This is a genomic window from Streptosporangium fragile (genome assembly GCF_039534445.1).
Taxonomy (GTDB): Bacteria; Actinomycetota; Actinomycetes; order Streptosporangiales; family Streptosporangiaceae; genus Streptosporangium; species Streptosporangium fragile.
In genome coordinates, this window is the sequence record NZ_BAAAVI010000081.1 from 1 (window position 1) to 21070 (window position 21070).

Consider the following 21070-nt stretch of genomic DNA (forward strand, 5'->3'; position numbering starts at 1 on the left):
CGATCTCGCCCAGCAGGAACGACCAGTGGTCGGGGAAGACCTTGCGCAGGTTGCGTTTGAGGAAGTTGCCGGCACCTATACGTTCGTCGATGAAGTTGCTCACGCCCGCGATGGGCTTCGGAACCTGCCGGGAATCACCCGCGACGGTCATGCTCGCCTCCTCAGAAGTTTGCTGCAGGCCTTCAACCGGGCACCGGTCAAGGGACGCGCCAGGAACGCAGGGCCAGCCACCAGCCGACCCCGAGGCCGGCGACGACGGCCAGCGCGTCGATGACCTTCTCGAGACCGAGGTCGTAGTCGTAGCTGTCTCCCGGAATCAGCACGGCCATGATCACAGCCGCGAAGAACCCGGCGCCGACCGCGGAGACCAGGCCGATTCCCAGCGCCCACGCCAGCCGCGCGGAACGCGGGCGCGGCACCGGCACGTGCCGTCTCGCGGCGAGCCGTCCCACGACGCGCTCGGGCGGATCGTCGAACCGCCCCACGACGTCTTCGAACGCGGTCCCCGTCCTGTCCTCACCGAGATAGACCCACTGCCTGTCCTGGAGGAACAGCGCCGCGTGCCTGGTCCCGAGATCGGTGAGCCGCAGGTAGGGGGCACCGTCGGGAAACCGCCGCACCCGGTAACGCACGCCGGGCAGCCTCTCGTCCAGCGCGTCCAGAACCGCCGTCAACTGTTTCTGCGTGTGTCCGTCGGGCATGCGCCCTCCCCCCCACACTCCTATCTTCGGAGTGAAGTTCGTACCGATTGCATGCCACTTTTAAGCTTTGCCGTAATTTGCAGGTTCAGCAGACCGGAGATTCCGCGGGCCCGCGACCGGATCGATCAGAGAATGTCCGAAAAGCTGGCGTTCGCGTAACTGCTCAGCCGCCTGCCGACACGCGTTGCCGAGCGTGGGAGGCCCCCATCGCGTCCGGCACCGGAGAGCTCGGGTAATCAGCTGTCGCCCACGGGGTGCGCGGCAGCGGTAGAAGGTCGGCTCCCCGGGGAGCGGGTGACGGCGGATCAGCAGCCGGCGGTGTCCGCCGGGCCGGTCGGCGTCGATGCGGGCCCAGGCCCACAGGTAAAAGCGCGGGCCCTTGGCTGCGGCCCCGGCGCTGTAGCGGTGCCGGGGCCGGTCGGCCACCAGGGCGGCGACCTCGACCGCCAGCGGGCACGGGGGCGCCGTCATGGACGAAGGACGAAGACGAGATCACACGCGGCCCGTGGCGCCGTTCGTGCCGCGCGTGACCGGCCGTACGGCGCCGACCAGCCACCCGGCGAATCCGGGAGACGGCACATAGACGCCGAGCTCAGTCCTTGACGACCTCCACCCAGTAACGGCCGTCGCTGTCACGGTGGGCACCGTGGATGTCGGTGGCCAGGTCGGGGAAGGCCCGGTCGAAATCCTCCAGGGCCTGCAGGTATGCCATCAGCGGGCCGTCGGCCGGGCCGGTCGCCTCGCCGGGCATCAGCATGGGGATCCCGGGCGGGGTGACCACCACCGTGGCCGCGGCGACCCGGCCCGGCAGGTCGGCCAGCGGGACACGCTCGGTGCGGGCTCGGATCATGGCCTGGTAGCAGTCGGCGGGAGTCGACACCGGCTCGGGCAGGGTGGTGAAGACCTGGTCGAGAAGCTTCCCGACCCCGGAGTCACGCAGTTTCTCGTGGACCAGGGTGCAGAACTTCTGTAGCGAGATCGCGGGCGGCCCGAAGCCGGGCAGCACCTCCGCCAGGGTCAGATCCCCGTCGTAGGCGTTCTTGAAGTCGGTGAGCGCGTCGATCAACGTGCCCCACTTGCCCTTGGTGATCCCCATGGAGAACAGCACCAGCAACGTGTGGTCGCCGGTCTTCTCCACCACGATGCCGCGCCGCTGCAGATAGGCGGCCACGATGCGGGCCGGGATACCCCAGTCGAGCGTACCCGTGGCGGCCTCGGCACCCGGGCAGGTGATCGTCACCTTGACCGGGTCGAGCAGGCAGTAGCCCTCGGACATCCCGTCGAACCCGTGCCACGCGGCCCCCGCCTCCAGAGTCCAGCACCGGGGCTCGGTGCACAGCAGCGCCGGGTCGGCATCGGCGAACGAGACGGTCCGGCCGGTGCGCGGGTCGGTGACCGTAGGGGGCTGCCAGACGCCGAAGAACCAGCCGGGCCGCAGGTCGTCCTCGTGGATGCGGGCGGCCAGCCGCACCATCGCCTGCCGGAACCGGACCGCCTCGATGATCGCCTCCCCGGTGAGGAACGGCCCCGACGGGCCGTCCATCATCGCCGCCGCGACGTCCAGCGAGGCGATCATCGGGTAGAGCGGCGACGTGGAGGCGTGCATGAGGTAGGTCTCGTTGAACGCGTCGTAGTCGACCGGTGCCCGCTCCGCGGGGCGGACGTGCAGCATCGCCGCCTGCGACAGCGCGGCCAGCAGCTTGTGCGTCGACTGGGTGGTGAACACGGTGGGGCGGCCCGGGCCCGGCAGCGTGCGCTCGTCGATCGCCATGCCGTACCGGCCGCCGTAGAGCGGGTTGAACCGGGCGTAGGCGAACCACGCCTCGTCGAAGTGCAGTCGCGGCACGCTGGCGCCCAGCAGCTCGCCGACCCGCACCGCGTCGTAGCACACCCCGTCGTACGTGGAATTCGTGATCACCGCGTACGTCGGCCCTCCGGCGGCAAGGGGGTGAGCGGCCACCCGCTCACGGACCGCGTCCGCCTCCAGCACGGCGGGTGGGATCGGGCCCGCCAGCCCGAGCCCGTTGCGCTCGGGTACGAGGTAGACCGGGCGGGCGCCGCTGATGGCCAGCGCGTGCTGGATCGACTTGTGGCAGTTACGGTCCACCAGGACGGTGTCGTCGCGGGCGATCGTGTGGTGACCGACGATGCGGTTGGCGGTGGAGTTGCCGTTGACCACGAAGAACGTGCGATCGGCGCCGAAGACGCGGGCGGCGTTGCGCTCGGCCTCTCCGATCGGGCCGGTGTGGTCGAGTGGCGACCCCAGCTCGGTGACGGAGATGGACAGATCGGTGCGCAGCAACCGCTCACCGTAGAAGTCGAAGAACGCCCTCCCCACCGGCGACTTGAGGAACGCCACGCCTCCGGCGTGCGCCGGCGTGTGCCAGGAGTAGCGATGGTGATCTTGAAGGCGCCGCAGCGCGCCGAAGAACGGCGGAAGGATCTTCTCGGCGTACTGGTCGGCCGCGTAGGCGATGCGCCCGGCGATGAACTGGGGGGTGTCCTCCAGTGGGAAGACGTAACCCTGGATGACCTCGTACACCCACAGCGGAAGCTCCTGCTCCTGTGTCATCAGGAAGACGGGCAGGCCGCGGAACCGCCTGGCCACCGCGCCCAGGAGCTCCTCGGCCCCCGGCGCGTCCCACGCCGCCAGCACCGCCGTCAGCGACGCGTCCGACGCGACCACCGCCAGGGCGTCCTCGGCCCGGTGGGTCCAGCGCACCTGGAGCCCGAGCTCGTCCATCGCCGCGCACACGCGGCGGATCTGCTCGGCGAGTGCCGAATCGGCGTCGGGACGTTCGGTGACGGCGGCCAGAACCGTTCGCTCCATGCGGCGCTCCATGATCGGAAGAAAGGGCGGGAAGGTCCTGCCGACCCCACGCAATAGTAACGCTGGGAAACATGATCGCAACTTTCCGTAATGACTGTGGCAGCCCGCGGTAAGGTGCTCGGCGAGCGCCCGGTCGGCGGGCCGGGCATCGGCGCTCACCGAGCGCCGCGCCGCAGGCCTTCCGCCGACCGGCTCCGAAGTAAGCCGGAAAGAGGCACGCCACAGGTCGGATGCTCTTTCGGCGCCTGACGTGCCGGTCCGGGCGCTCGGCGACGGGCCGCTCCACGGGCAGCGGTGGCGCCCCGCAGGTCAACGTCGCATCCGCGCAGTTCGTCCGTCGCAGAAGCTCCCGCGACTGCCGCGTTCCGCGAGGGGGGGGTCGGCGAGCCGGGCTCCGGGCCGGGACAAGCCATGAAGATCGATCTCAGCGCCGGCGGCTGCACCACCGGTCCCGGCCCGGATCAGCAGACCAAGCGGACTTCAGCTCAACTGTCGGCGGTTCTCAGGACCGCCGTAGACTCGGAGAGTCGGGGGATCCGGGGAGCCGGACCGGGGGGATCGCCATCCGGGAGGACGCCGTGCGGCAGACAAGACTGGCCGGCGAATCGGCGGAGTACCTCGCCGCCCGCGAGGAACTGCGCCTGGCCGAGATCGACCTCATGCGCCACCGCGAGAAAGTCGCGGCCCGGCGACGGGCGCTCCCGCAGGGGCCGCCCGTCGACGACTACGTCTTCATCGAGGGCCCCGCCGATCTCGACGCGGGCGACGCTCCGGTCCACGAGGTCTCCCTCAGCGGGCTCTTCACCGCGCCGGACCGCCCGCTGATCGTCTACCACTTCATGTACGGCAAGCTGCAGACCGACCCATGCCCCATGTGCACCCTGTGGATCGACGGCTTCAACGGCGTCGCCCACCACATCGCCCGGAACGCCGACTTCGCCGTCGCCGCTGCCGCCGACCTGCCCGCCCTGCGGCAGCACGCCCGCAACCGCGGCTGGCACCGGCTACGGCTGCTGAGCTGCGGCGACAGCACCTTCAAGTATGACCTCGGCAGCGAGGACAAGGACGGCGAACAGGATTCCACCATCTCCGTCTTCATCCGTGACGGTGACGGCGTGGTCCGCCATTTCTACTCCGCCCACCCCCGCATGGCCGACGACATCGACCAGCGTGGCATCGACCTCCTCACTCCCGTCTGGCATCTCCTCGACCTCACCTCTCACGGTCGGGGTGACTGGTTCCCGAGTCTCGACTACTGACCTTCGGCCGCCGGCCCCGGCGTGATCGCGCCGGCCGGCAGACAGCCGTCAGCGCGGACACCGGGGTTGGGGCTGGTGGTGCAATTTCAGGTCCTGTTCCAGAAGTTGAGCGGGCGGCTGCCGTACCGGTTGCTCAGGCGGACGCGCAGTCCCGCGCTGCCGCCGCCCAGATCGAGGGTCTGCCGGACGGCCGCACCGCCGAAGGCGCGGGAGGAACGGGGAGAGATCCGCTCGTACGGCTGATGACCGCCGAGCGGAACCCCGCCGCCCACGTCGTGGCCGTTATGCCCGCGCCAGCGTGAAGCCGATGTTCGCGCCCAGCCCGACGCCGTAGGCGAGCTGGATCAGCAGTTCCACGGCAGGCTCCAGGTAACGGGAGTTGACCAGCGGGCCGACGTCCACGGCGTCGAAGCCCAGCTGCCTGCCCAGCTCCAGCACGGTCTTCTTGGCGGCCTCGTCGTCCGCGGCCACCGGCAGGAAGAGCGTGCCGCCGCCGAGTTCGGGAGTGTCCAGGGTGGCGGCGAACACGGTGTTGAAGGCCTTGACGACCCGGGCGCCGGGCAGTGCGGCGGCGACCTGCTCCCCTGCCGAGGTGGTGTGCCCAAGGGTCAGCGACATGAAGTCGGCCGCCAGCGGGTTGGTGACGTCGATCACGATCTTGCCGTCCAGGGCCGTCTTGACCTTGCCGTCGAGCTGGGCGACGGCGGGGAACGGCACGGCCAGCACGGTGACGTCGGCCTCGGCGACCTGTGCCACGACCTGGTCCGGGGCGGTGGAGGAGTCGGTCACGGTGACCGCGTGCCCCGCCTCGCCGAAGCGGCGGGCCAGCGCGGAGCCGACGTTGCCCTTGCCGATGATGCTGATCTTCATGAGTGAGCCTTTCGGGATGAGATGTGTGCCGACGGCATGACACGGCCAATGCGTCGAATTCGACGCATTAGCCGCAACGGGGTCGATCGTACGGATGCGTCGAATTCGACGCAACTCCGGTAGGCTCATCACATGAGCGAACCGCGCTGGCTGAACGAGACGCAGATGCGCGCCTGGACCGGCTTCCTGGAAACCTCCGGCCTGATCCAGCGTCACGTCGAACGGCAACTTCGGGAGGACGCCGGGCTCACCATGATCCAGTACGAGATCCTGCACTGGGCCAACGAGTGCGCCCCCCAGCGCCGGTGCATCACCGAGCTCGCCGAGCTGATGATCACCTCGCGCAGCGGTCTGAGTTACCAGGTGGCCCAGCTGGAGAAGGCCGGCCTGCTACGCCGCGAAACCGACACCGACGACGAACGCAGGGCCATGGTCGTCATCACCGAAGACGGCCGACGACTCCTTGAGCGAACCGCCCCCGGCCATGTGGAGGCGATCCGTGACGGCCTGATCGACCTTCTCACCGACGAGCAGATGGCCCAGCTCGCCGACATCATGGACACCGTGCGCACCCACCTGCGCCCCCGCATCCCGTTGACCGCCTCCCGCAAAAGGGCCACCCGCCCGACACGCTGACGCGCGGCTCTTCCCGCAGATCCCGCCTGCCATGAACCGCCGTGCCCGGCGAGAACTCCTACAGCTACGGCACCGGGCGATACTCAGGACCCGGCGGCCGCGGCCGGCCCGGCGAGCGGCTGGGGCGCCTGGGCCGGCCTGACGCGCTGCGCACAAAGAACGCCCTGGCCCTGGGGCGGGATGACCTGGAGTGGCTATGCCAGCGAGGAGTGGCAGCGTTTGCTGACGGGTTCGGGCAGCAGTTGGCGATCAGCAGACGCGGGAACGTTCGCGAGAAGTGACAGCGCACACCGCTGCGCTCGGCCAGGAGCCCCGGGCAGATCACCTGCTCACGGGCCGCGCTCTCGGCCAGGTCGCCGAACTGGCGGCGGATGGTCGGCAGCCGCTCGTGCCGGGCGACCTCCTCGCGGCCGTCGTAGACGATCAGCTCCGAGGCGTGCAGCATCACCCGCACCCGGCGGCCGATCAAGCGGGCGGGCACCGAGTGGCGGTGGTGCGCACGGTGATCTGTCTGTAGCGGTCCACCCGCGGCGACAGCAGCGGGCCGGTCTGGAACGGCTCGGCGGGCAGCGGTTCGAGCAGCGGTGCCTCGACGGCGAAGTGCTCGCTGATCGGCGCGGGCCCGGTCGGCCTGGCCGCCGCCGCCCACCTGGCAGCACGCGGCCTGGACTTCCTCGTGCCGGAGGCCGGCGAGCAGGTCGCCGCCTCGGTGGCCCAGTGGGGGCACGTACGCGTCTTCAGCCCGTGGAAGTACAACATCGACGCCGCCGCCCGCCGCCTGCTGGAAGCCTCCGGCTGGAGCGCCCCCGACCCCGAGTGGCTGCCCACCGGCGCCGAGCTCATCGAGGACTACCTGGCCCCGCTGGCCGCCCTGTTCGGCGAGAAGGTACGGCCGGGCTCGAAGGTGACCGCGATCAGCCGCCTCGGCTACGACCGGGTCCGCACCAACGGCCGTGACGAGGCGCCCTTCCTGATCCGCCTGGACGGCGGCACCGAGCTGCAGGCCCGCGCGATCATCGACGCCTCCGGCACCTACACCAGCCCCAACGTGCTCGGGGCCGGCGGCCTGCCCGCCCACGGCGAGCGGGAGGTGTTCGTCGACCACGCGCTGCCCGACGTACTCGGCGCCGACCGCGAGCGCTACGAGGGCAAGCGGGTCCTGGTCGTCGGCGCGGGACATTCGGCCGCCACCACGCTGCTGGCACTGGCTCAGCTGGAGGGCACGCCGATCACCTGGGCGATCCGCGGCGGCAACCCCAGCCGTACCTACGGCGGCGGCGAGGCCGATGCGCTGCCGGCCCGTGGCGCGCTGGGTACCCGGCTGCGCGCCCACGTCGCCTCCGGCCGCATCACGCTGCTGACCGGCTTCTTCACCCACCGCCTCCGGCAGGTTGACGGCAGCGTCGAGGTGATCAGCCGGGATCCGTCCGGTCAGGAGCAGAGCGTCGTCGCCGACCGGATCGTGGCCGCGACCGGCTACCGGCCCGACCACTCCATCGCCGCCGAGCTGCGCCTGGACACCGACCCGATCCTGGGCTCCACCCGGGCCCTGGCACCGCTGATCGACCCCAACGCCCACTCCTGCGGCACCGTCCCGGCGCACGGCGAGGCCGAGCTGGCCCACCCCGAGGTGGGCTACTACGCGGTCGGGGTCAAGAGCTACGGACGCGCCCCCACCTTCCTGATGGCCACCGGTTATGAGCAGGTGCGCTCGGTGGTCGCCGCGCTGGCCGGGGACTGGGAGGCCGCCCGCGACGTGCGGCTGGAGCTGCCCGAGACCGGCGTGTGCTCCCCGGCCCTGGCCGAGACCCAGGAGCAGCGCGTGGGCCTGGCCACCGGAATCAGCGGCGGCCTGCCGGCCGCCCCCCTGCCGCCGGCAGGCGTCTCCGCCGGCAGGCGTCTCCGCCGGCGAGGGCGGCTGCTGCGGCTGACCCCCTCGCGCTCCATGCCGAACTCCGCCGGAAAGGAACCGCAGCAGATGTCCCCCTGGCGTATCGGATGAGTCAGGTCACCGACGCCGCCGTCCCGGTCCGGAACGGCGGCCGGTCCCATCTCTCCCACGGCCGGCGCATCGTCGTGGTGCGGCTGTTTACCGAGATGAGGACAGCTGACCGATCAGCGTCTCGACGCGGGCGCGGATCTCATCGCGGATGACCCGTACGGCCTCGATGCCCTGACCGGCCGGGTCGTCGAGCTTCCAGTCCTCGTACCGCCTGCCCGGAAAGAACGGGCAGGCGTCTCCGCAGCCCATGGTGATGACCACATCCGAGGTCCGCACGGCCTCGGGGGTGAGCACCTTGGGCTTCTCGGCGGTGATGTCGACGCCGACCTCGGCCATCGCCTGCACGGCGACCGGGTTGATCTGCTCGGCCGGGGCGGATCCGGCCGAGCGGACCTCGACGCGGTCGCCGGCCAGGTGGGTCAGCCAGCCGGCGGCCATCTGGGAACGGCCGGCGTTGTGCACGCAGACGAACAGGACGCTGGGCGTATCAGACATCGATCGGCTCCTTGCGTTGGAACAGGCGGCGGCCGGCCAGGCTGACGTAGACCAGGGCGACCAGGACGGGCACCTCGATGAGCGGACCCACCACCCCGGCCAGGGCCCGGCCGGAGGTGACGACGATCCACCGGCGCGGCCGGCCTACTTGCCTTCGTGGCTTAACGACCCTCAAGCGGCTGACCGGCTGGTGGCTCGTCTCGAATGGTTGGCCCGGTAGACGGCACGGGTGTCGGTGACACGCTCCATCATGGCTCCCATGACTGATGAGCGATACTCCCGGCTCGCTGCCGAGCACCTGCCCGCCGATCTCGCTGAGCGGTGGACCGCACTGCTGCGTCCATGCATACGTCTGCGCCGGGTTGCGGACGGCGAGCAGGCCGTCGCCGCCCTCGGCGGGGAGCCGGAACTGCCGGCTGGGGCCGTCTGGCCCGAGTGGCCGGGGCACGGACTGCTGTCCTTCATCGCATCGGTGCGGTGCGCGATGCTCCCTCGCGCTGGGCTGACCGCGGCCTTCCCGCGAGACGGGACCCTGCTGTTCTTCTACTTCGACGGCCAGGACGACAGTGCCGACGACGGCTCGTTCGTCTCCCCCTATGACCCCGAGACGTGGGCCGGGGCCCAGGTGCTGTACGTCCCGGGAGACACGCCGGTTTTCCGGGCGGAAACACCCCAGGAGCTGGAACCGTACCCGCACGTGGAACTGGCCGCAGGCATAGGGGAGAGCGCCCCGGACCTGTGGCTGCCTCAGGTCCGGGAAGCCCTGCTCGGCGACGGCGGGCACTGGCCCGACCTTCGTGAAACCCCCGCCCGGCTCCGGCCGTTCCTCCGGGCCTTCCGGCGGCTACGCACCCGCATCGACCACCAGATCGGTGGTCACGCCGTACCGGTGCAGGGCCCGGTGGAGTACGAGATCGCGAACGCGGCGCTCGGCGGCGTTCACTCGTGGGGCACCCCCGTCCTGGACCGGGAAGCCGAACGCTGGGTCCTGCTTGCCCAGTTCGGCAGTGACAGCGACGCGAAGATGATGTGGGGTGACACCGGCGCCCTCTACTGGCTGATCCGCCCCGAACACCTCGCCACCCACCGCTTTGACCAGGCCCGGCTCACCGTGCAGTGCTAGAGGCTCGGATCCTTGGGCGGGTGATTCCGTAGGCCGCCTGGCCTTGATCACTGTCGTGGATATGCGGCCTGCTGCTCGTGGAGGAGGGTGGGCGCGTGGCGGAGAAGGCCGTGCGGAACTCAGTCGATCAGAAGCATGGAAAATGCCGGCGGGCCGCTCTTCTCTTCGGAGGCGGTGGCGGCTCGCGTCCGCCCGCTTCCGAACCGCCGGTCCCGCGCGCCCGACGGTGATGAGGACGAGGAGCAGAGCTCCGCGCGATCGACGACTTCGCCCTTGCCGATGCTGATCGAGACCCGGGGCGGGGTTGCGCGGGAACCCCAGCCCATGAGGACCGACCATCGCGGCCGAACCGCCGCTCGCCCCCGACGAGACCAGTGGCGGGCGTAAGGTCCCCCTCACCGAGACGGGCCGCGCCTTCGCGGCCGAGTGCCGCAGGCTCGTGGCGGCCTCCCAGCGTGCGCAGGACATCGCCGCCCGGGCCGGGGCGGGCCTGGCGGGCGCCCTGCGGATCGGCGTCATCCTCGTGCCGAACGTCTCGGCGCACCGATCCAGCCGCCCATCACCTACCGGCCTCTCACGCAGCAAGCCGACCGCGTCGAGCTCTCCCTCGTGTCACGCGACAGCGCACGTGAACCACTGGTCCGAGAGTTCCTCCGCATCGCGCGCAGTGCGTCCGCCCACCTGCGCGGAGCGGAACGACCTCCGACGCCGTCCGGCCCCGGACTCCTCACGGGTTCGGAAGGGCGGTCAGGACCGGGGCCAGGGCCGCCCGGTGAGGCGCTCGATGTCGGTGTTGAACCGCCTGAGGTAGGCGGCGAAGGTGGTGACCTCCTCCGGGCTCCAGTCGGCCAGTATCTTCTCCAGGGCGCTGATGTTCTTGCTGCGCTCCTGGCGGAGGCGAAGCTCGCCCTCCTCGGTGATGCGGAACTTGCGGGCGATGCCGGCTTCGGGGTCGGCGATGCGTTCGACCAGCCCGGCGCGGAGCATGGCGGAGGTCTGCCGGTTGAGGGTGGAGGGGTCCAGGCCGAACGCCTCGCTGAGCTGCCCGATGGACATCGGTCCTTCGATCTCGATGCGGCTGAGCAGGATGTAGGCACTACGGTCGAGGAGGCCGCCCTCGCGCCGGGTGCGGGGGACGGCCAGATGGCTGTGCCGCCCGATCAGCATGGTCTCGCATTCGACCAAGTGCGTGGGCTTGTCCATACCAGTCATTCTCCCGTCCGGTGCGCGTCACCGTGCATACCACATCGATGTGCATAATGCACAAATTGTGCATTATGCACATGATGTGTACGGTCCACAGTGGTTGGGTTGCCGAGAACAAGGGAGATCCACGTGGACGATTCCACGTCCGCTGCCCGCCCCGGGGGAATCGTGAGCGTGCTGGCGGTGGCCGGCATCGTCGCCTCGCTCATGCAGACCCTGGTGGTGCCGCTGGTCGGCGAGCTGCCGCGCCTGCTGGACACCACCGCCTCCAACGCCTCGTGGGTGGTCACCGCCACCCTGCTGGCCGGAGCGGTCACCACGCCGGTCATCGGACGGCTCGGCGACATGTACGGCAAGCGCCGCATGATGCTGGCCTGCTCGGTGCCGTTGATCGTGGGCTGCGTCCTCTGCGCGCTGGCCGGTTCCGTGACTGAGATGATCGTCGGGCGGGGTCTGCAGGGCATGGGGATGGGCATGATCCCGCTGGGCATCAGCGCGCTGCGAGACCTGCTGCCGCCCGAGCGGCTGGGCCCCTCGATCGCGCTCATGAGCTCGTCCATGGGCATCGGCGGAGCGCTCGGGCTGCCGCTCTCGGCGGCGGTCGCCGAGTATTCGAGCTGGCGCGTGCTGTTCTGGGGCGCTGGCGCGCTCAGCGTGCTGGTCGCCGCGCTGATCTGGCTGCTGGTGCCCGCCACTCCCGCCCGGAGTGCGGGGCGCCTCGACGTCGTCGGCGCGCTCGGCCTGGGCACCGGGCTGGTGTGCCTGCTGCTGGGCGTCTCCAAGGGCGCCGACTGGGGCTGGGCGAGCGGCGTCACCCTCGGGCTGCTCGGCACCGCGCTGGTCGTCCTGGCGCTGTGGGGCTGGTGGGAGCTGCGGACCGGCGACCCGCTGGTCGACCTGCGCGTCACCGCACGGCCGCAGGTGCTGCTGACCAACGTGGCCTCGATCGTGGTCGGATTCGCGATGTACGCCCAGGCGCTGATCGTGATGCAGATCCTGCAGCTCCCGAAGGCCACCGGGTACGGCCTGGGCCAGTCGATGCTGGCCGCCGGACTGTGGATGGCCCCCTCGGGTCTGATGATGATGGCGGTCTCGTCGCTGGGCGCACGGCTGTCGGCCGCCCGCGGCCCCAAGGTCACCCTGGCCGTCGGCAGCCTGGTCATGGCGCTCGGGTACGGCTCCTCGATGGCCCTGCTGGGAGCGGCGTGGGGCCTGCTGATCGTCACCTGCGTCTGCAATGTGGGCGTCGGGCTGGCCTACGGGGCGATGCCCGCCCTGATCATGGGCGCGGTGCCCCGCTCGGAGACGGCCGCGGCCAACAGTTTCAACACGCTGATGCGTTCCATCGGCACCTCCGCGTCAGCCGCGGTGGTCGGCGTCGTCCTGTCCCAGATGACCGTGCGGCTGGGCGGGCACGTCCTGCCCTCCGAGGCCGGCTTCCGCACCGGCATGCTGGTCGGCTGCGGAGCCGCGCTCCTCGCCGCGGCGGTCACCATGGCCATCCCCACGCGCCCGGTCTCCCCCGCGCCCGGACGCGACGTCCCCGCCGAACCGTCCGCCGCGTCTTTGCCCTGACATCCCGTCCCGGTCCTCGTCGAGGAGGAGGCTGCTCGACGACTCCCTTCGGACGGCACCGGCAGGTGCCAGGACTGCGCGGCGACCCGGCTGTCCGACGACCTCGAAGACCGAGGACAATCGGCGTCGGCGAGCAACCCGGTTTCGATTTCCAGCCCGGACGGGCGTCACCGCAGGGATGTTCCGCCTGCGGTGGTGAGGGGCCACATCTGCGTCTGCGCGTACTCGTGCAGCGCGTCGCGGACGAATGCCGCCCCCTCGACGTCGTGGTACGTGGTGGCGAAGCGGGGGTCGTCGACATACATGTGACCCAGGTCCTGCACCATCTGGATCGAGCGGTCCCGGTCGCCCTCGGCCGCAGGGGTGCCGGGAATCTCGCGCAGCCACTGGACGTGCCGGGCGGTCAGTGACTGCGCGCGCTGCGACGTTGGGGAGACCCCGGCCTTCCACGCGACGATCCACGCGGCCGTGAGGTCGTCGCCGGCCTGCTTCCGGGCCGGCTGCTGCTCGAGACTTCCGGCGTGCCACCAGTCGTTACGGGGTGATTGAAACAGAAACTGCGCGACTTTGCCGGGTGACGGTATTCGCGAACCGTTCCCGCGTCACACCTGTGAAAAATCCTTGCCCGGTGCGGCATATTTATGTCCGGCCGGATCCGTCAAGAGGAATGGATCGACGAAAGACACGGCAATTAATATGCCAAGGTGCTGCGATCAATGCTTCGGATCTATTATCCTGTGCCTGTCCGGTATGGCGACGGTACCTCCACCGTGCGGCAGACCCCAAACCTTGCCGCAGAAGCGTCCCCCCTCAAGGGGGTGATTTCCCATGGAAATCCCAAAGCATACGGCGGTCATCACATCCGGTCTGGTTCTGGCGGGGGGTGTCCTTGTGGCGGGCCCCGGCACCGCGACCCCCTCAGCCGACGCCCAAGCCGTGGTCGCACCTTGCCGAGTGCTGGACGAGCCGTCACCGACTCCCAGCCCGCACGGCGGCCCCATGCCCGGCGGCCACGCGCCCTCGCCTCCGCAGGAAGCCCTGACCCCCGACGACATACAGCAGAGAAAGGAGGAAAGGGAAGAGCGGCTGGCCGCGCGGCAACGGGAACGTGAAAGGTTGAAGCAACAGGTCAAAGGACTCAAGGAGGAGGCCCAGCAAAGGAAGAAGCTGGAGCAGCAAACGAAGAGGGAGCTGAGGAGAATCGAACGGGAAAAGCGGGAGAAGATGAGCGACATCGCCGCCGCCTGGAGCGAGGAGATACGGAAGCGGCGAATGGAGAAGCGTCAGAAGGCACACGAGAAGGCGAGGAAGGCGGTGAAAGAGCGGGCGCAGCAGGATATCGAAGAGTTCAAGAAGTTGCGGCGCCGGTGAGACCCGCCGGGTGACGGCCCGCTGCCGGTCGGCGCACGATCGGGTCTACCCCGGGGTGCGATGGCCCTGTACCCGCTCTCATGTGGACGAGCGCTGTACGACCCGTGGTACATCGAGCGTACGATCCGGGATTTCCACCACCCCGACCGCGTCGAGCAGGAGGTGGGCGAGGCTCCTCCGCACTGGTTCGGACACCAGGTGGTGGAGGAGGCCGGCCGGGTCCTGGGCGCGGCGGGCGGCGGCATGACGGGCCCCGGTATCGGTGAGCTGTTCGTCGTCCACCTCGACCCCGGCGAGCGCAACCGCGGGCTCGGCACGCTCCTGCCGGGCAGGGTGACCGCTCAGGTATCGGCGGCCGGCGCGAAGGAGAGGCAGCTCTGGTCCAGCGGCCTGCCGGTGCCGTTCGGCCCGTGGCCACCCCAGCCGGCCGGCCCGGTCTCCGACAGACCCGGCGCGGTTCGAAGAGGCCCGTTGTGGGGTTGACCCCACTGCTCGGCATAGGGGCGGCGGCTGGTTGATTCTGGAGGCGTCTCGACAGCCTCCGTTGCGTGTTCTCAGCAGACTGGAGTCAGGAAAGCGAGGCAGGCGGAAGCCGGGCGAGGTGTCGGAAGCCTTTGTTCCTCCGGCAGCCGGGACGTTTCCGCTTCGGCAGCCGTGGCCTTTCCCGTCTGCCGATCCAGCGAGAGAAGATGCGAGAGCGCCATGTCCCACCACCTCGATTCGCCCGCCGCCCGCCAGGACCCGCGCCTGGACATCACGGACCTGTACGTCTTCCGCGGAGAGCGGGGGACGGTGTTCGTGACGAACCACAGTCACTCGCTCGCCGGCGAGGACATCCCGCGCGGTCTGCACCCCGAGGGCCGGTACGAGTTCAAGATCGACGGCAACGGTGACGCCGTCGAGGACCTCACTTACCGCTTCACCTTCTCGGACGCCGACGCCGACGGGGCCCAGGGCTACGAGCTGCGCCGGCTGGCCGGGCCGGAGGCCCGCGACGCCTTCGCCGCCGGCACGGTGATCGCCCGGGGCCGCACCGGCGAGGCCGCCGAACTCGCGGGAGGTGGCCGGGTGTGGGTCGGCAAGGCGGGCGACCCGTTCTGGATCGAGCCGGACGTGCTGCACGCCGTCGGCCACGCGTTCCAGGACGGAACCATCGTCGATCTGTCCTCCTGGAACCCGGCCGGGGCGAAGAACCTCTTCGCCGGGCACACGGTCTACTCGATCGTCCTGGAGGTCACCGACGAGGAGCTGCTGCCGGTCGCGGGCGAGGACCACCGGATCGGCGTGTGGGGCCTGACCTGGCTGGCCACTGACGCCGGCGGGTGGCGTCCGATCAACCGGGCCGGCCTGCCGATGATCCACCCGCTGTTCACCCAGTTCGACGAGGACCTCGGCGACCGCCTCAACGAGAACGTCCCGGCCGACGACGTCCGGATCCACGGCAAGCTGCTCACCGACATGGTGGCGGGTGTGGTGCGCGCCTACGGAAACGCCGAGGACCCGGAAGCCTACGCCCGGACCGTCGTCAGCAGGATCCTGCCCAATGTCCTGCCGTACACCGTCGGGACACCGGCTGCCTACGGCTTCGCCGAGTGGAACGGCCGGTCGCTGACCGACAACGCTCCCGACGTCATGTTCTCCTTCGCTTCCAACACGCCCGTCACCCTCGGCATCGGGAAGGAGTCCGTGACGGCCAAGCCGTCCTCCGTCTTCCCCTACGTGCCCTCCGCTTCCTGACCCGGGCGACCCGGCGCCGTGCGGGGCGAGCGGCCCCGCACGGCCACCGCCGTGTCCGGTCGATGCCCGGCGGCCGTACCGGTCCCGAGAGCGGGTGTGCGCTCCTGACACCGCGGGACCTTCCCGAGGAAGGTCCGTGTCCGCAACCCATCGGAATCTGCGTCGGCGTGACCGCCACCGGGTCGGTCCGCAGTGCTCTGGCCTTGATCGTCGGCCTGTTCGTCGTGACGTGGCCGGGCGCCGTCGCCGTATGGCGACCGGCCGGCGGTCCACTGCCCCAGCCGCAGGGCGCTCCGGACGGCCTCGACGAAGCCGGTGACGAGCCCGGTCCGCCGTGCGCCGTCCCAGGCAAGGGCCACCCGGCCCGGCGGTACGTCGGTCACGGGGACATAGGCGATGTCGGGGCGCGGGAAGAGGGCCGCCACCGGCTCTGGCACGAGGACCGCACCGCGCCCCGCTCTGACGTAGCCGAGGAGTTCCTCCATGTCGCGGAACGCGGGTCCCCGCGGCAACCGGGTGCCGTCGGGCGGCGCCTGGGCGTTCCAGGCAGCCGCCCAGGCGGGCGCGGCGTCGGCGTACCGCAGGATCGGTTCGTCGGCGAGGGCGGTGACGGCTATCGCGGCCTCGCCGGCCAGGGGGTGCTGGGCCGGCAGGACGACGCTGAGCCGCTCGGGGTACAGGGGCAGGATGTCCAGTCCGTCGGCGTCGACGGGCAGCCGTACGAAGCCGACGTCGACGGTGCCGTCCAGGAGCGGCCGCGCCATGTTCCACCAGCGGATGCGGACCAGTTCGATCGGCACGTCGGGATGGCGGGCGGAGAACGCGTTCACGGCGACGGTGATGTCCGTGCCGAGCATGAAGCCGACGGTCAGCGCGTCCTCGCCGGCACCGATGCGACGGGCCCGGTCCTGGGCGGCCTGCCCGGCGGCCAGCAGCGCCCTGGCGTCGTGGAGGAACTGCTCACCGGCGGGAGTGAGCGTCACCTCCCGGCTGGTGCGGCTGAAGAGCACGACCCCGAGGTCGCGCTCCAACTGCCGTACCTGGCGGGACAGTGCGGGCTGGGTGACGTGCAGGGCGAGGGCCGCCCGGCCGAAGTGCAGCCGCTCGGCCACGGCCACGAAGTACCGCAGCTTGCGCAGATCGAGATCCATCGGGCCAACAATCATCCCACTCCCCGGCCCTTCCCACACCGATGCCCTCTGGTTATCGAAAGCACCTCAATAGGTATTGGACCTGCCCATAACCGCGGCTGAATACTCCCATTGAGCGCCTGGTCCCTGCAGGGTGAACGGGCGGCCGTCACCTATGATCGGTCTCCCCTCGGACGCCTCTGTCGCCGGCCGCGCCGGCGGACTCGCTCCACGTCCGGCTGGTGTACGCGGCACCGTCCGGACGGGTCGGCGCACGCGCCTTCTGCGGAGCGGGTGGTTCCAGAGCGCCCAAGTCGCTGTAGGAGGGAACGAGGTGGGTCAGGGTGCGGAGTCGTACGGTTGTGCCGACAGGTAAGCACACGTCCCTGGGCGGAGCATGAGGGTACGACGAGGGTACGGGGGTCCGCGACTGGGACTCACGAGCCTCACGATCGCGGCGAGCGCGGTGCTTGCCCTGTTGATAGGTGTCGCGTTCGCCGTCCTGCTGTGGGCGATCGCTGACGCGAACAGCTCCACATCGGCGAGACGCGCATCCCGGGCGGCCCTCGTCGAAGCCGGCAACCTGGAACAACTGGTCCTCGACCTCGAGACGGGGCAGCGCGGCTTCGTGATCACCGGGCGTGAGGAGTTCCTCCAGCCGTGGCAGGCGGCACGGAAGGAGTTCCCCGCCCAGGCGCGGAGGTTCACCGAGACCGCTACCTCTCCCGAACAGCGGCGCATTGCCGAACAGATCACGCAGGGCGTCGACTCGTTGGTGAACGACTACTCGGTTCCGCTGGTGGAGGCGGTGCGGCGAGGTGATCCCGCCGCATCCGATCTGACGGCGACGGCCGAGGGGAAGCGGCGCGTCGATGCCTTGCGAGCACAGTTCGACCAGTACACGGCGGACGAACGGGGCAAGCTCGCGACGCGCGAAGACACCGCAGGGGCCAACGGGCGGCGGGCGGTGATTGCGGCAGGTGTGGGGCTGACGGCATCGACCGCGCTCGTGGCCGCTTTCACGGTGCTCCAGCACCGCGCCGTCGTGCGGCCCGTCCGTGGGGCGGCGGCTGCGGCGGCACGGCTCGCCGGCGGTGACCTCGGAGTGCGGATCGCCCCCAGTAAGGTGGCGGAGATCGGTGCGCTGGGTGTGTCCTTCAACACCATGGCGGCCTCATTGCAGGACAGCCGCAGGCGCATCATGGAAAGCGTCGAGGCGGTACACCGGCGCACGGCTCGGGACCTGCACGACGGGGCGCAGCAACGACTCGTCAGCCTGATGATCGGGCTCCGGCTCGCACGGGAACTGGTGCCCGATACGGAACCGTCCGCCACCAAGCTGCTGGACCAGTCGATCGCCGACGCGCAGACGGCGATCGATGAGCTGAGGGAGCTCGCGTCGGGGATCTATCCGCTCGTGCTGACGGTGAAGGGGCTGGTGGCGGCGGTGCAGGACCTGGCATCCCGCTGTCCGATTCCCGCCGTCGTCGAGAGCGACTTCGACCAGAGGGTTCCCGCTGCCGTTGAATCGAACGCCTATTTCGTCGTGGCGGAGGCCGTGACGAACGCGGTCAAGCACGCCCAGGCGTCCCGGATCGACATCTCCCTTGAGCGCGGGGAGGCCCTGCAGATCCGGGTCGCCGACAACGGTGTCGGCGGCGTGAGCGCCGCCACGGCCGGCAGTGGTCTGACCGGACTGGCGGACCGGGTGGCCGCCTTCGACGGCACGTTGACCATCGAGTCGCCCCCGGGCGGCGGCACGACGATCCTGGCGCGGATCCCGATACCGGCCTGAGGCCCCCTGAGGGCGAACCGTGGGGTTGGCCCCATGGCTTGCGCGTTGTCCCGTCGGAGATGCTGGTCTCGTGTCAGTCAACGTGGTGGTCATCGACGACGACCCCGGCTTCCGTCGCATCGCCAAGACACTGCTGGCCGCGCGAGGGCTGCGGGTCGTCGCCGAGGCGCCGGACGGGGCATCGGCGGTCGCGGCGGTCCGGGAGCACCGCCCCGACGGCGTGCTGCTCGATCTTTACCTCCCGGACGAGGACGGCCTGTCCGTCGCCCGAGCACTCACCCGAGAGGGGCACCCGCTGAGGATCGTCATGACCTCCACCGACCCTTCGGCCTGGTCGGATGAGGAACTCGCCAGTGCCGGAATCCTGCGCTTCGTGGCCAAGGACCGGCTGGTCGACACCGACCTGAACGCTCTTTTCTCGCCTACCGCTTGAGGTAGTGCAGCACGGCGAGAACGCGACGGTGCTGTGAGGATTCGGCCTGCTGCAAGCCCAGCTTGAGGAAAATTCCGGTCACGTGGCGCTCCACCGCCGGAACCGTCACCACGAGCTTCTCGGCGATGCCGGAGTTGGAATGCCCCTCGGCCATCAGCGCCAGGACCTCCCGCTCCCGGGGGGTCAACCCGTCCAGCGGGTCCGCTGTGCGCCGGCGGCTGACGAGCGTGGCGATGACGTCCGGGTCGAGCGCCGAACCGCCGGCGACGACCCGCTGCACCGCGTCCATGAGGACCTGCGGGCTGGCGACCTTCTCCTTGAGCAGGTAACCGACTCCGCTCGGATCGTCTCCGACGAGATCGAGGGCGAACGAGGCGTCAAGGAACTGGGACAGCACGATCACCGGTGTGCCCGGTTGCTCCGCCCGGATCCGCCGCGCCGCCTGAAGCCCGTCGTCGGTCAGGTTCGGCGGCATCTGAATGTCTGTGATCACCACGTCCGGCTTGTGCTCCGCGGCAGCCCTGACCAGTTCCACGGCGTTGGGGACCGACGCGACGACCTCGACGCCGGACCGCTCGAGCATGGCAGTGACGCCCTCACGGACGATCACCTGGTCTTCTCCGAGCACTGCGCGCAGAGGCTCATTCATGAGCGCATCCTACTGGGGCTGTAACGGCCCCGTTCGGGCCCGTATCCAGGCCCGCCGCCGCCTGACGGGGCGGTGGGCGCCCGGAGACGTCGGGTCTTCCCCACATGCGACCTCGGGACGGCCGACACAGGCTTTGGAGGCGGCTCGACAGCCGTCCGGACGGCCCGTGACCAGACTGGAAGACATCAAAGGCGGCTCCCCGCCGAGCCCCGATCAGCCCTCGCCCTCAGTGGAGGAGCATCATGTCCGAGACGTTCACGCCGGTCACCCCCGTCCTGGAGCCAGCCGCGGCGGCGTTCGCGAAGGCTACGGCGGAGCCGCCGTTCCTGTACCAGATGCCCCCGGCCGAGGGCCGCAAGGCGGTGGACGAGGTCCAGTCGGGGGAGATCACGAAGCCCGCCGTGGATGAGGAGTGGATCACGGTGCAGAGCGGGCCGGCGGGCGGCGTCCGCGCTCGCATCGTCAAGCCCACCGGGGCCGTCGGCGCCCTCCCGGTCGTGCTCTACATCCACGGCGCGGGCTGGGTGTTCGGGAACGCCCACACCCACGACCGGCTCGTCCGCGAGCTCGCCGTGGGCACCGGCGCCGCTGTCGTCTTCCCCGAATACGACCTGTCGCCCGAGGCGCGCTACCCGGTCGCCATCGAGCAGAACTACACGGTGGCCAGATGGGTCGTCACCGACGGCGCCGGCAAGGGCCTGGACGCCTCCAGAATGGCCGTCGCGGGCGACTCGGTCGGCGGCAACATGACGGCCGCGATGACCCTCATGGCGAAGGAGCGCGGCGATGTCCCGCTGAAGTTCCAGCTCCTGTTCTACCCGGTAACCGACGCGAACTTCGACACCGGCTCCTACCACCAGTTCGCCGAGGGATACTTCCTGACCCGCGAAGCCATGAAGTGGTTCTGGGACCAGTACACGACGGACGAGAAGGAGCGCTCCGAGATAACGGCTTCGCCGCTGCGCGCCACCACCGAAGAACTCGCCGGCCTGCCGCCGGCGCTCGTCATCACCGGCGAGGCGGACGTCCTGCGTGACGAGGGCGAGGCATACGCCAACAAGCTGCGCCAGGCCGGCGTTCCCGTGACCGCCGTCCGCTACCAGGGCATCATCCACGACTTCGTCATGCTGAACGCCCTGCGCGACACCCACGCCGCCGACGCGGCCATCCACCAGGCCATCGCCGCTCTGCGTACGGCACTCGCCGTCTGACCGTAACGCCACCGCCGCCGCGCGAGGTCCTGGCCGGGTTCGGCCGC

21 protein-coding genes and 1 pseudogene are annotated in these 21070 nt (G+C 70.3%); 11 read left to right on the forward strand and 11 right to left on the reverse strand.

Annotation, left to right across the window (positions count from 1 at the left end):
- Window positions 1–197: 197 nt before the first annotated feature.
- Together ABD841_RS34860 and ABD841_RS34865 are read right to left on the reverse strand one after the other, a co-directional pair.
- Window positions 198–701, reverse strand: coding sequence for a hypothetical protein (locus ABD841_RS34860; protein ID WP_344980708.1), 504 nt, complete (start codon window positions 699–701; stop codon window positions 198–200).
- 592 nt (window positions 702–1293) lie between these two features.
- Complete coding sequence (locus ABD841_RS34865; RefSeq protein WP_344980710.1) at window positions 1294–3531, reverse strand: Orn/Lys/Arg family decarboxylase; 2238 nt, start codon at window positions 3529–3531, stop codon at window positions 1294–1296.
- A gap of 578 nt (window positions 3532–4109) precedes the next feature.
- On the opposite strand from ABD841_RS34865, the gene ABD841_RS34870 reads away from it, so the two are divergent.
- On the forward strand, window positions 4110–4790 hold the full coding sequence (locus tag ABD841_RS34870) for a DUF899 family protein (RefSeq protein ID WP_344980712.1): 681 nt from the start codon (window positions 4110–4112) through the stop codon (window positions 4788–4790).
- 86 nt (window positions 4791–4876) lie between these two features.
- Here ABD841_RS34870 and ABD841_RS34875 read toward each other — a convergent pair whose 3' ends face one another.
- Both ABD841_RS34875 and ABD841_RS34880 read right to left on the reverse strand, forming a co-directional pair.
- Window positions 4877–5062, reverse strand: coding sequence for a hypothetical protein (locus ABD841_RS34875; protein ID WP_344980714.1), 186 nt, complete (start codon window positions 5060–5062; stop codon window positions 4877–4879).
- Between the two features lie 10 nt (window positions 5063–5072).
- Window positions 5073–5660: an NADPH-dependent F420 reductase gene (locus tag ABD841_RS34880; RefSeq protein ID WP_344980716.1), complete on the reverse strand. Its 588-nt coding sequence runs from the start codon at window positions 5658–5660 to the stop codon at window positions 5073–5075.
- 132 nt (window positions 5661–5792) lie between these two features.
- On the opposite strand from ABD841_RS34880, the gene ABD841_RS34885 reads away from it, so the two are divergent.
- Window positions 5793–6296, forward strand: a complete 504-nt coding sequence (locus ABD841_RS34885; protein WP_344980718.1) for a MarR family winged helix-turn-helix transcriptional regulator — start codon at window positions 5793–5795, stop codon at window positions 6294–6296.
- A 64-nt stretch (window positions 6297–6360) separates the two neighbouring features.
- Here the strand turns inward: ABD841_RS34885 and ABD841_RS34890 are convergent, their stop codons facing one another.
- On the reverse strand, window positions 6361–6777 hold the full coding sequence (locus ABD841_RS34890; RefSeq protein ID WP_344980776.1) for a Mu transposase domain-containing protein: 417 nt from the start codon (window positions 6775–6777) through the stop codon (window positions 6361–6363).
- 183 nt (window positions 6778–6960) lie between these two features.
- On the opposite strand from ABD841_RS34890, the gene ABD841_RS34895 reads away from it, so the two are divergent.
- Window positions 6961–8298 (forward strand): NAD(P)-binding domain-containing protein, encoded by a 1338-nt coding sequence (locus ABD841_RS34895; RefSeq protein WP_425582092.1) that lies wholly within the window; start codon window positions 6961–6963, stop codon window positions 8296–8298.
- An 87-nt stretch (window positions 8299–8385) separates the two neighbouring features.
- Here ABD841_RS34895 and ABD841_RS34900 read toward each other — a convergent pair whose 3' ends face one another.
- Both ABD841_RS34900 and ABD841_RS34905 read right to left on the reverse strand, forming a co-directional pair.
- Window positions 8386–8793: an arsenate reductase ArsC gene (locus ABD841_RS34900; RefSeq protein ID WP_344980720.1), complete on the reverse strand. Its 408-nt coding sequence runs from the start codon at window positions 8791–8793 to the stop codon at window positions 8386–8388.
- A pseudogene (locus tag ABD841_RS34905) lies at window positions 8786–8914 on the reverse strand (ACR3 family arsenite efflux transporter); the annotation flags it as partial. The gene ABD841_RS34900 and the pseudogene ABD841_RS34905, both read right to left, overlap by 8 nt.
- Window positions 8915–9052: 138 nt before the next feature.
- Here ABD841_RS34905 and ABD841_RS34910 point away from each other — a divergent pair.
- Complete coding sequence (locus ABD841_RS34910) at window positions 9053–9916, forward strand: YwqG family protein (RefSeq protein WP_344980722.1); 864 nt, start codon at window positions 9053–9055, stop codon at window positions 9914–9916.
- Window positions 9917–10663: 747 nt separating this feature from the next.
- On the opposite strand, the gene ABD841_RS34915 is transcribed toward ABD841_RS34910, so the two are convergent.
- The gene (locus tag ABD841_RS34915; RefSeq protein ID WP_344980724.1) at window positions 10664–11119 is read right to left on the reverse strand and encodes a MarR family winged helix-turn-helix transcriptional regulator; all 456 of its coding nucleotides are present in this window, start codon (window positions 11117–11119) and stop codon (window positions 10664–10666) included.
- A gap of 132 nt (window positions 11120–11251) precedes the next feature.
- On the opposite strand from ABD841_RS34915, the gene ABD841_RS34920 reads away from it, so the two are divergent.
- Window positions 11252–12697: an MFS transporter gene (locus tag ABD841_RS34920; protein ID WP_344980726.1), complete on the forward strand. Its 1446-nt coding sequence runs from the start codon at window positions 11252–11254 to the stop codon at window positions 12695–12697.
- A gap of 167 nt (window positions 12698–12864) precedes the next feature.
- Here ABD841_RS34920 and ABD841_RS34925 read toward each other — a convergent pair whose 3' ends face one another.
- Window positions 12865–13281, reverse strand: a complete 417-nt coding sequence (locus ABD841_RS34925) for a TipAS antibiotic-recognition domain-containing protein (protein WP_344980772.1) — start codon at window positions 13279–13281, stop codon at window positions 12865–12867.
- Between the two features lie 244 nt (window positions 13282–13525).
- Between ABD841_RS34925 and ABD841_RS34930 the strand changes: the two genes are divergently transcribed.
- The 3 genes from ABD841_RS34930 to ABD841_RS34940 all read left to right on the forward strand — a co-directional run bounded on the left by ABD841_RS34930 (window position 13526) and on the right by ABD841_RS34940 (window position 15805).
- The gene (locus tag ABD841_RS34930) at window positions 13526–14068 is read left to right on the forward strand and encodes a hypothetical protein (RefSeq protein WP_344980727.1); all 543 of its coding nucleotides are present in this window, start codon (window positions 13526–13528) and stop codon (window positions 14066–14068) included.
- A gap of 60 nt (window positions 14069–14128) precedes the next feature.
- Window positions 14129–14551 (forward strand): GNAT family N-acetyltransferase, encoded by a 423-nt coding sequence (locus tag ABD841_RS34935; RefSeq protein WP_344980729.1) that lies wholly within the window; start codon window positions 14129–14131, stop codon window positions 14549–14551.
- 219 nt (window positions 14552–14770) lie between these two features.
- Window positions 14771–15805, forward strand: a complete 1035-nt coding sequence (locus ABD841_RS34940) for a DUF4331 family protein (protein WP_344980731.1) — start codon at window positions 14771–14773, stop codon at window positions 15803–15805.
- On the opposite strand, the gene ABD841_RS34945 is transcribed toward ABD841_RS34940, so the two are convergent.
- Entirely contained in the window at window positions 15784–16956 is a 1173-nt protein-coding gene (locus ABD841_RS34945) for a LysR family transcriptional regulator (protein ID WP_344980733.1), read from the reverse strand. The two genes, ABD841_RS34940 and ABD841_RS34945, sit on opposite strands and share 22 nt — an antisense overlap.
- A 445-nt stretch (window positions 16957–17401) precedes the next feature.
- On the opposite strand from ABD841_RS34945, the gene ABD841_RS34950 reads away from it, so the two are divergent.
- Together ABD841_RS34950 and ABD841_RS34955 are read left to right on the forward strand one after the other, a co-directional pair.
- Entirely contained in the window at window positions 17402–18730 is a 1329-nt protein-coding gene (locus ABD841_RS34950; protein WP_344980735.1) for a CHASE3 domain-containing protein, read from the forward strand.
- Between the two features lie 70 nt (window positions 18731–18800).
- A complete protein-coding gene (locus ABD841_RS34955) occupies window positions 18801–19163 on the forward strand; it encodes a response regulator (protein WP_344980737.1) in 363 nt (120 codons plus the stop codon).
- Here ABD841_RS34955 and ABD841_RS34960 read toward each other — a convergent pair.
- Window positions 19153–19812 (reverse strand): response regulator transcription factor, encoded by a 660-nt coding sequence (locus tag ABD841_RS34960; protein ID WP_425582091.1) that lies wholly within the window; start codon window positions 19810–19812, stop codon window positions 19153–19155. The genes ABD841_RS34955 and ABD841_RS34960 overlap by 11 nt on opposite strands.
- A 242-nt stretch (window positions 19813–20054) precedes the next feature.
- On the opposite strand from ABD841_RS34960, the gene ABD841_RS34965 reads away from it, so the two are divergent.
- The gene (locus ABD841_RS34965) at window positions 20055–21023 is read left to right on the forward strand and encodes an alpha/beta hydrolase (RefSeq protein ID WP_344980739.1); all 969 of its coding nucleotides are present in this window, start codon (window positions 20055–20057) and stop codon (window positions 21021–21023) included.
- Window positions 21024–21070 lie beyond the last annotated feature (47 nt).

What these genes read in the sequence shown, in the direction of transcription:
- ABD841_RS34915 (WP_344980724.1), bottom strand. Translation starts at nt 11,119, where the DNA reads ATGGACAAGCCCACGCACTTGGTCGAATGCGAGACCATGCTGATCGGG.
- ABD841_RS34880 (WP_344980716.1), bottom strand. Translation starts at nt 5,660, where the DNA reads ATGAAGATCAGCATCATCGGCAAGGGCAACGTCGGCTCCGCGCTGGCC.
- ABD841_RS34885 (WP_344980718.1), top strand. Translation starts at nt 5,793, where the DNA reads ATGAGCGAACCGCGCTGGCTGAACGAGACGCAGATGCGCGCCTGGACC.
- ABD841_RS34930 (WP_344980727.1), top strand. Translation starts at nt 13,526, where the DNA reads ATGGAAATCCCAAAGCATACGGCGGTCATCACATCCGGTCTGGTTCTG.
- ABD841_RS34935 (WP_344980729.1), top strand. Translation starts at nt 14,129, where the DNA reads ATGGCCCTGTACCCGCTCTCATGTGGACGAGCGCTGTACGACCCGTGG.
- ABD841_RS34865 (WP_344980710.1), bottom strand. Translation starts at nt 3,531, where the DNA reads ATGGAGCGAACGGTTCTGGCCGCCGTCACCGAACGTCCCGACGCCGAT.
- ABD841_RS34965 (WP_344980739.1), top strand. Translation starts at nt 20,055, where the DNA reads ATGTCCGAGACGTTCACGCCGGTCACCCCCGTCCTGGAGCCAGCCGCG.
- ABD841_RS34960 (WP_425582091.1), bottom strand. Translation starts at nt 19,812, where the DNA reads ATGAATGAGCCTCTGCGCGCAGTGCTCGGAGAAGACCAGGTGATCGTC.
- ABD841_RS34900 (WP_344980720.1), bottom strand. Translation starts at nt 8,793, where the DNA reads ATGTCTGATACGCCCAGCGTCCTGTTCGTCTGCGTGCACAACGCCGGC.
- ABD841_RS34945 (WP_344980733.1), bottom strand. Translation starts at nt 16,956, where the DNA reads ATGGATCTCGATCTGCGCAAGCTGCGGTACTTCGTGGCCGTGGCCGAG.
- ABD841_RS34910 (WP_344980722.1), top strand. Translation starts at nt 9,053, where the DNA reads ATGACTGATGAGCGATACTCCCGGCTCGCTGCCGAGCACCTGCCCGCC.
- ABD841_RS34940 (WP_344980731.1), top strand. Translation starts at nt 14,771, where the DNA reads ATGTCCCACCACCTCGATTCGCCCGCCGCCCGCCAGGACCCGCGCCTG.
- ABD841_RS34860 (WP_344980708.1), bottom strand. Translation starts at nt 701, where the DNA reads ATGCCCGACGGACACACGCAGAAACAGTTGACGGCGGTTCTGGACGCG.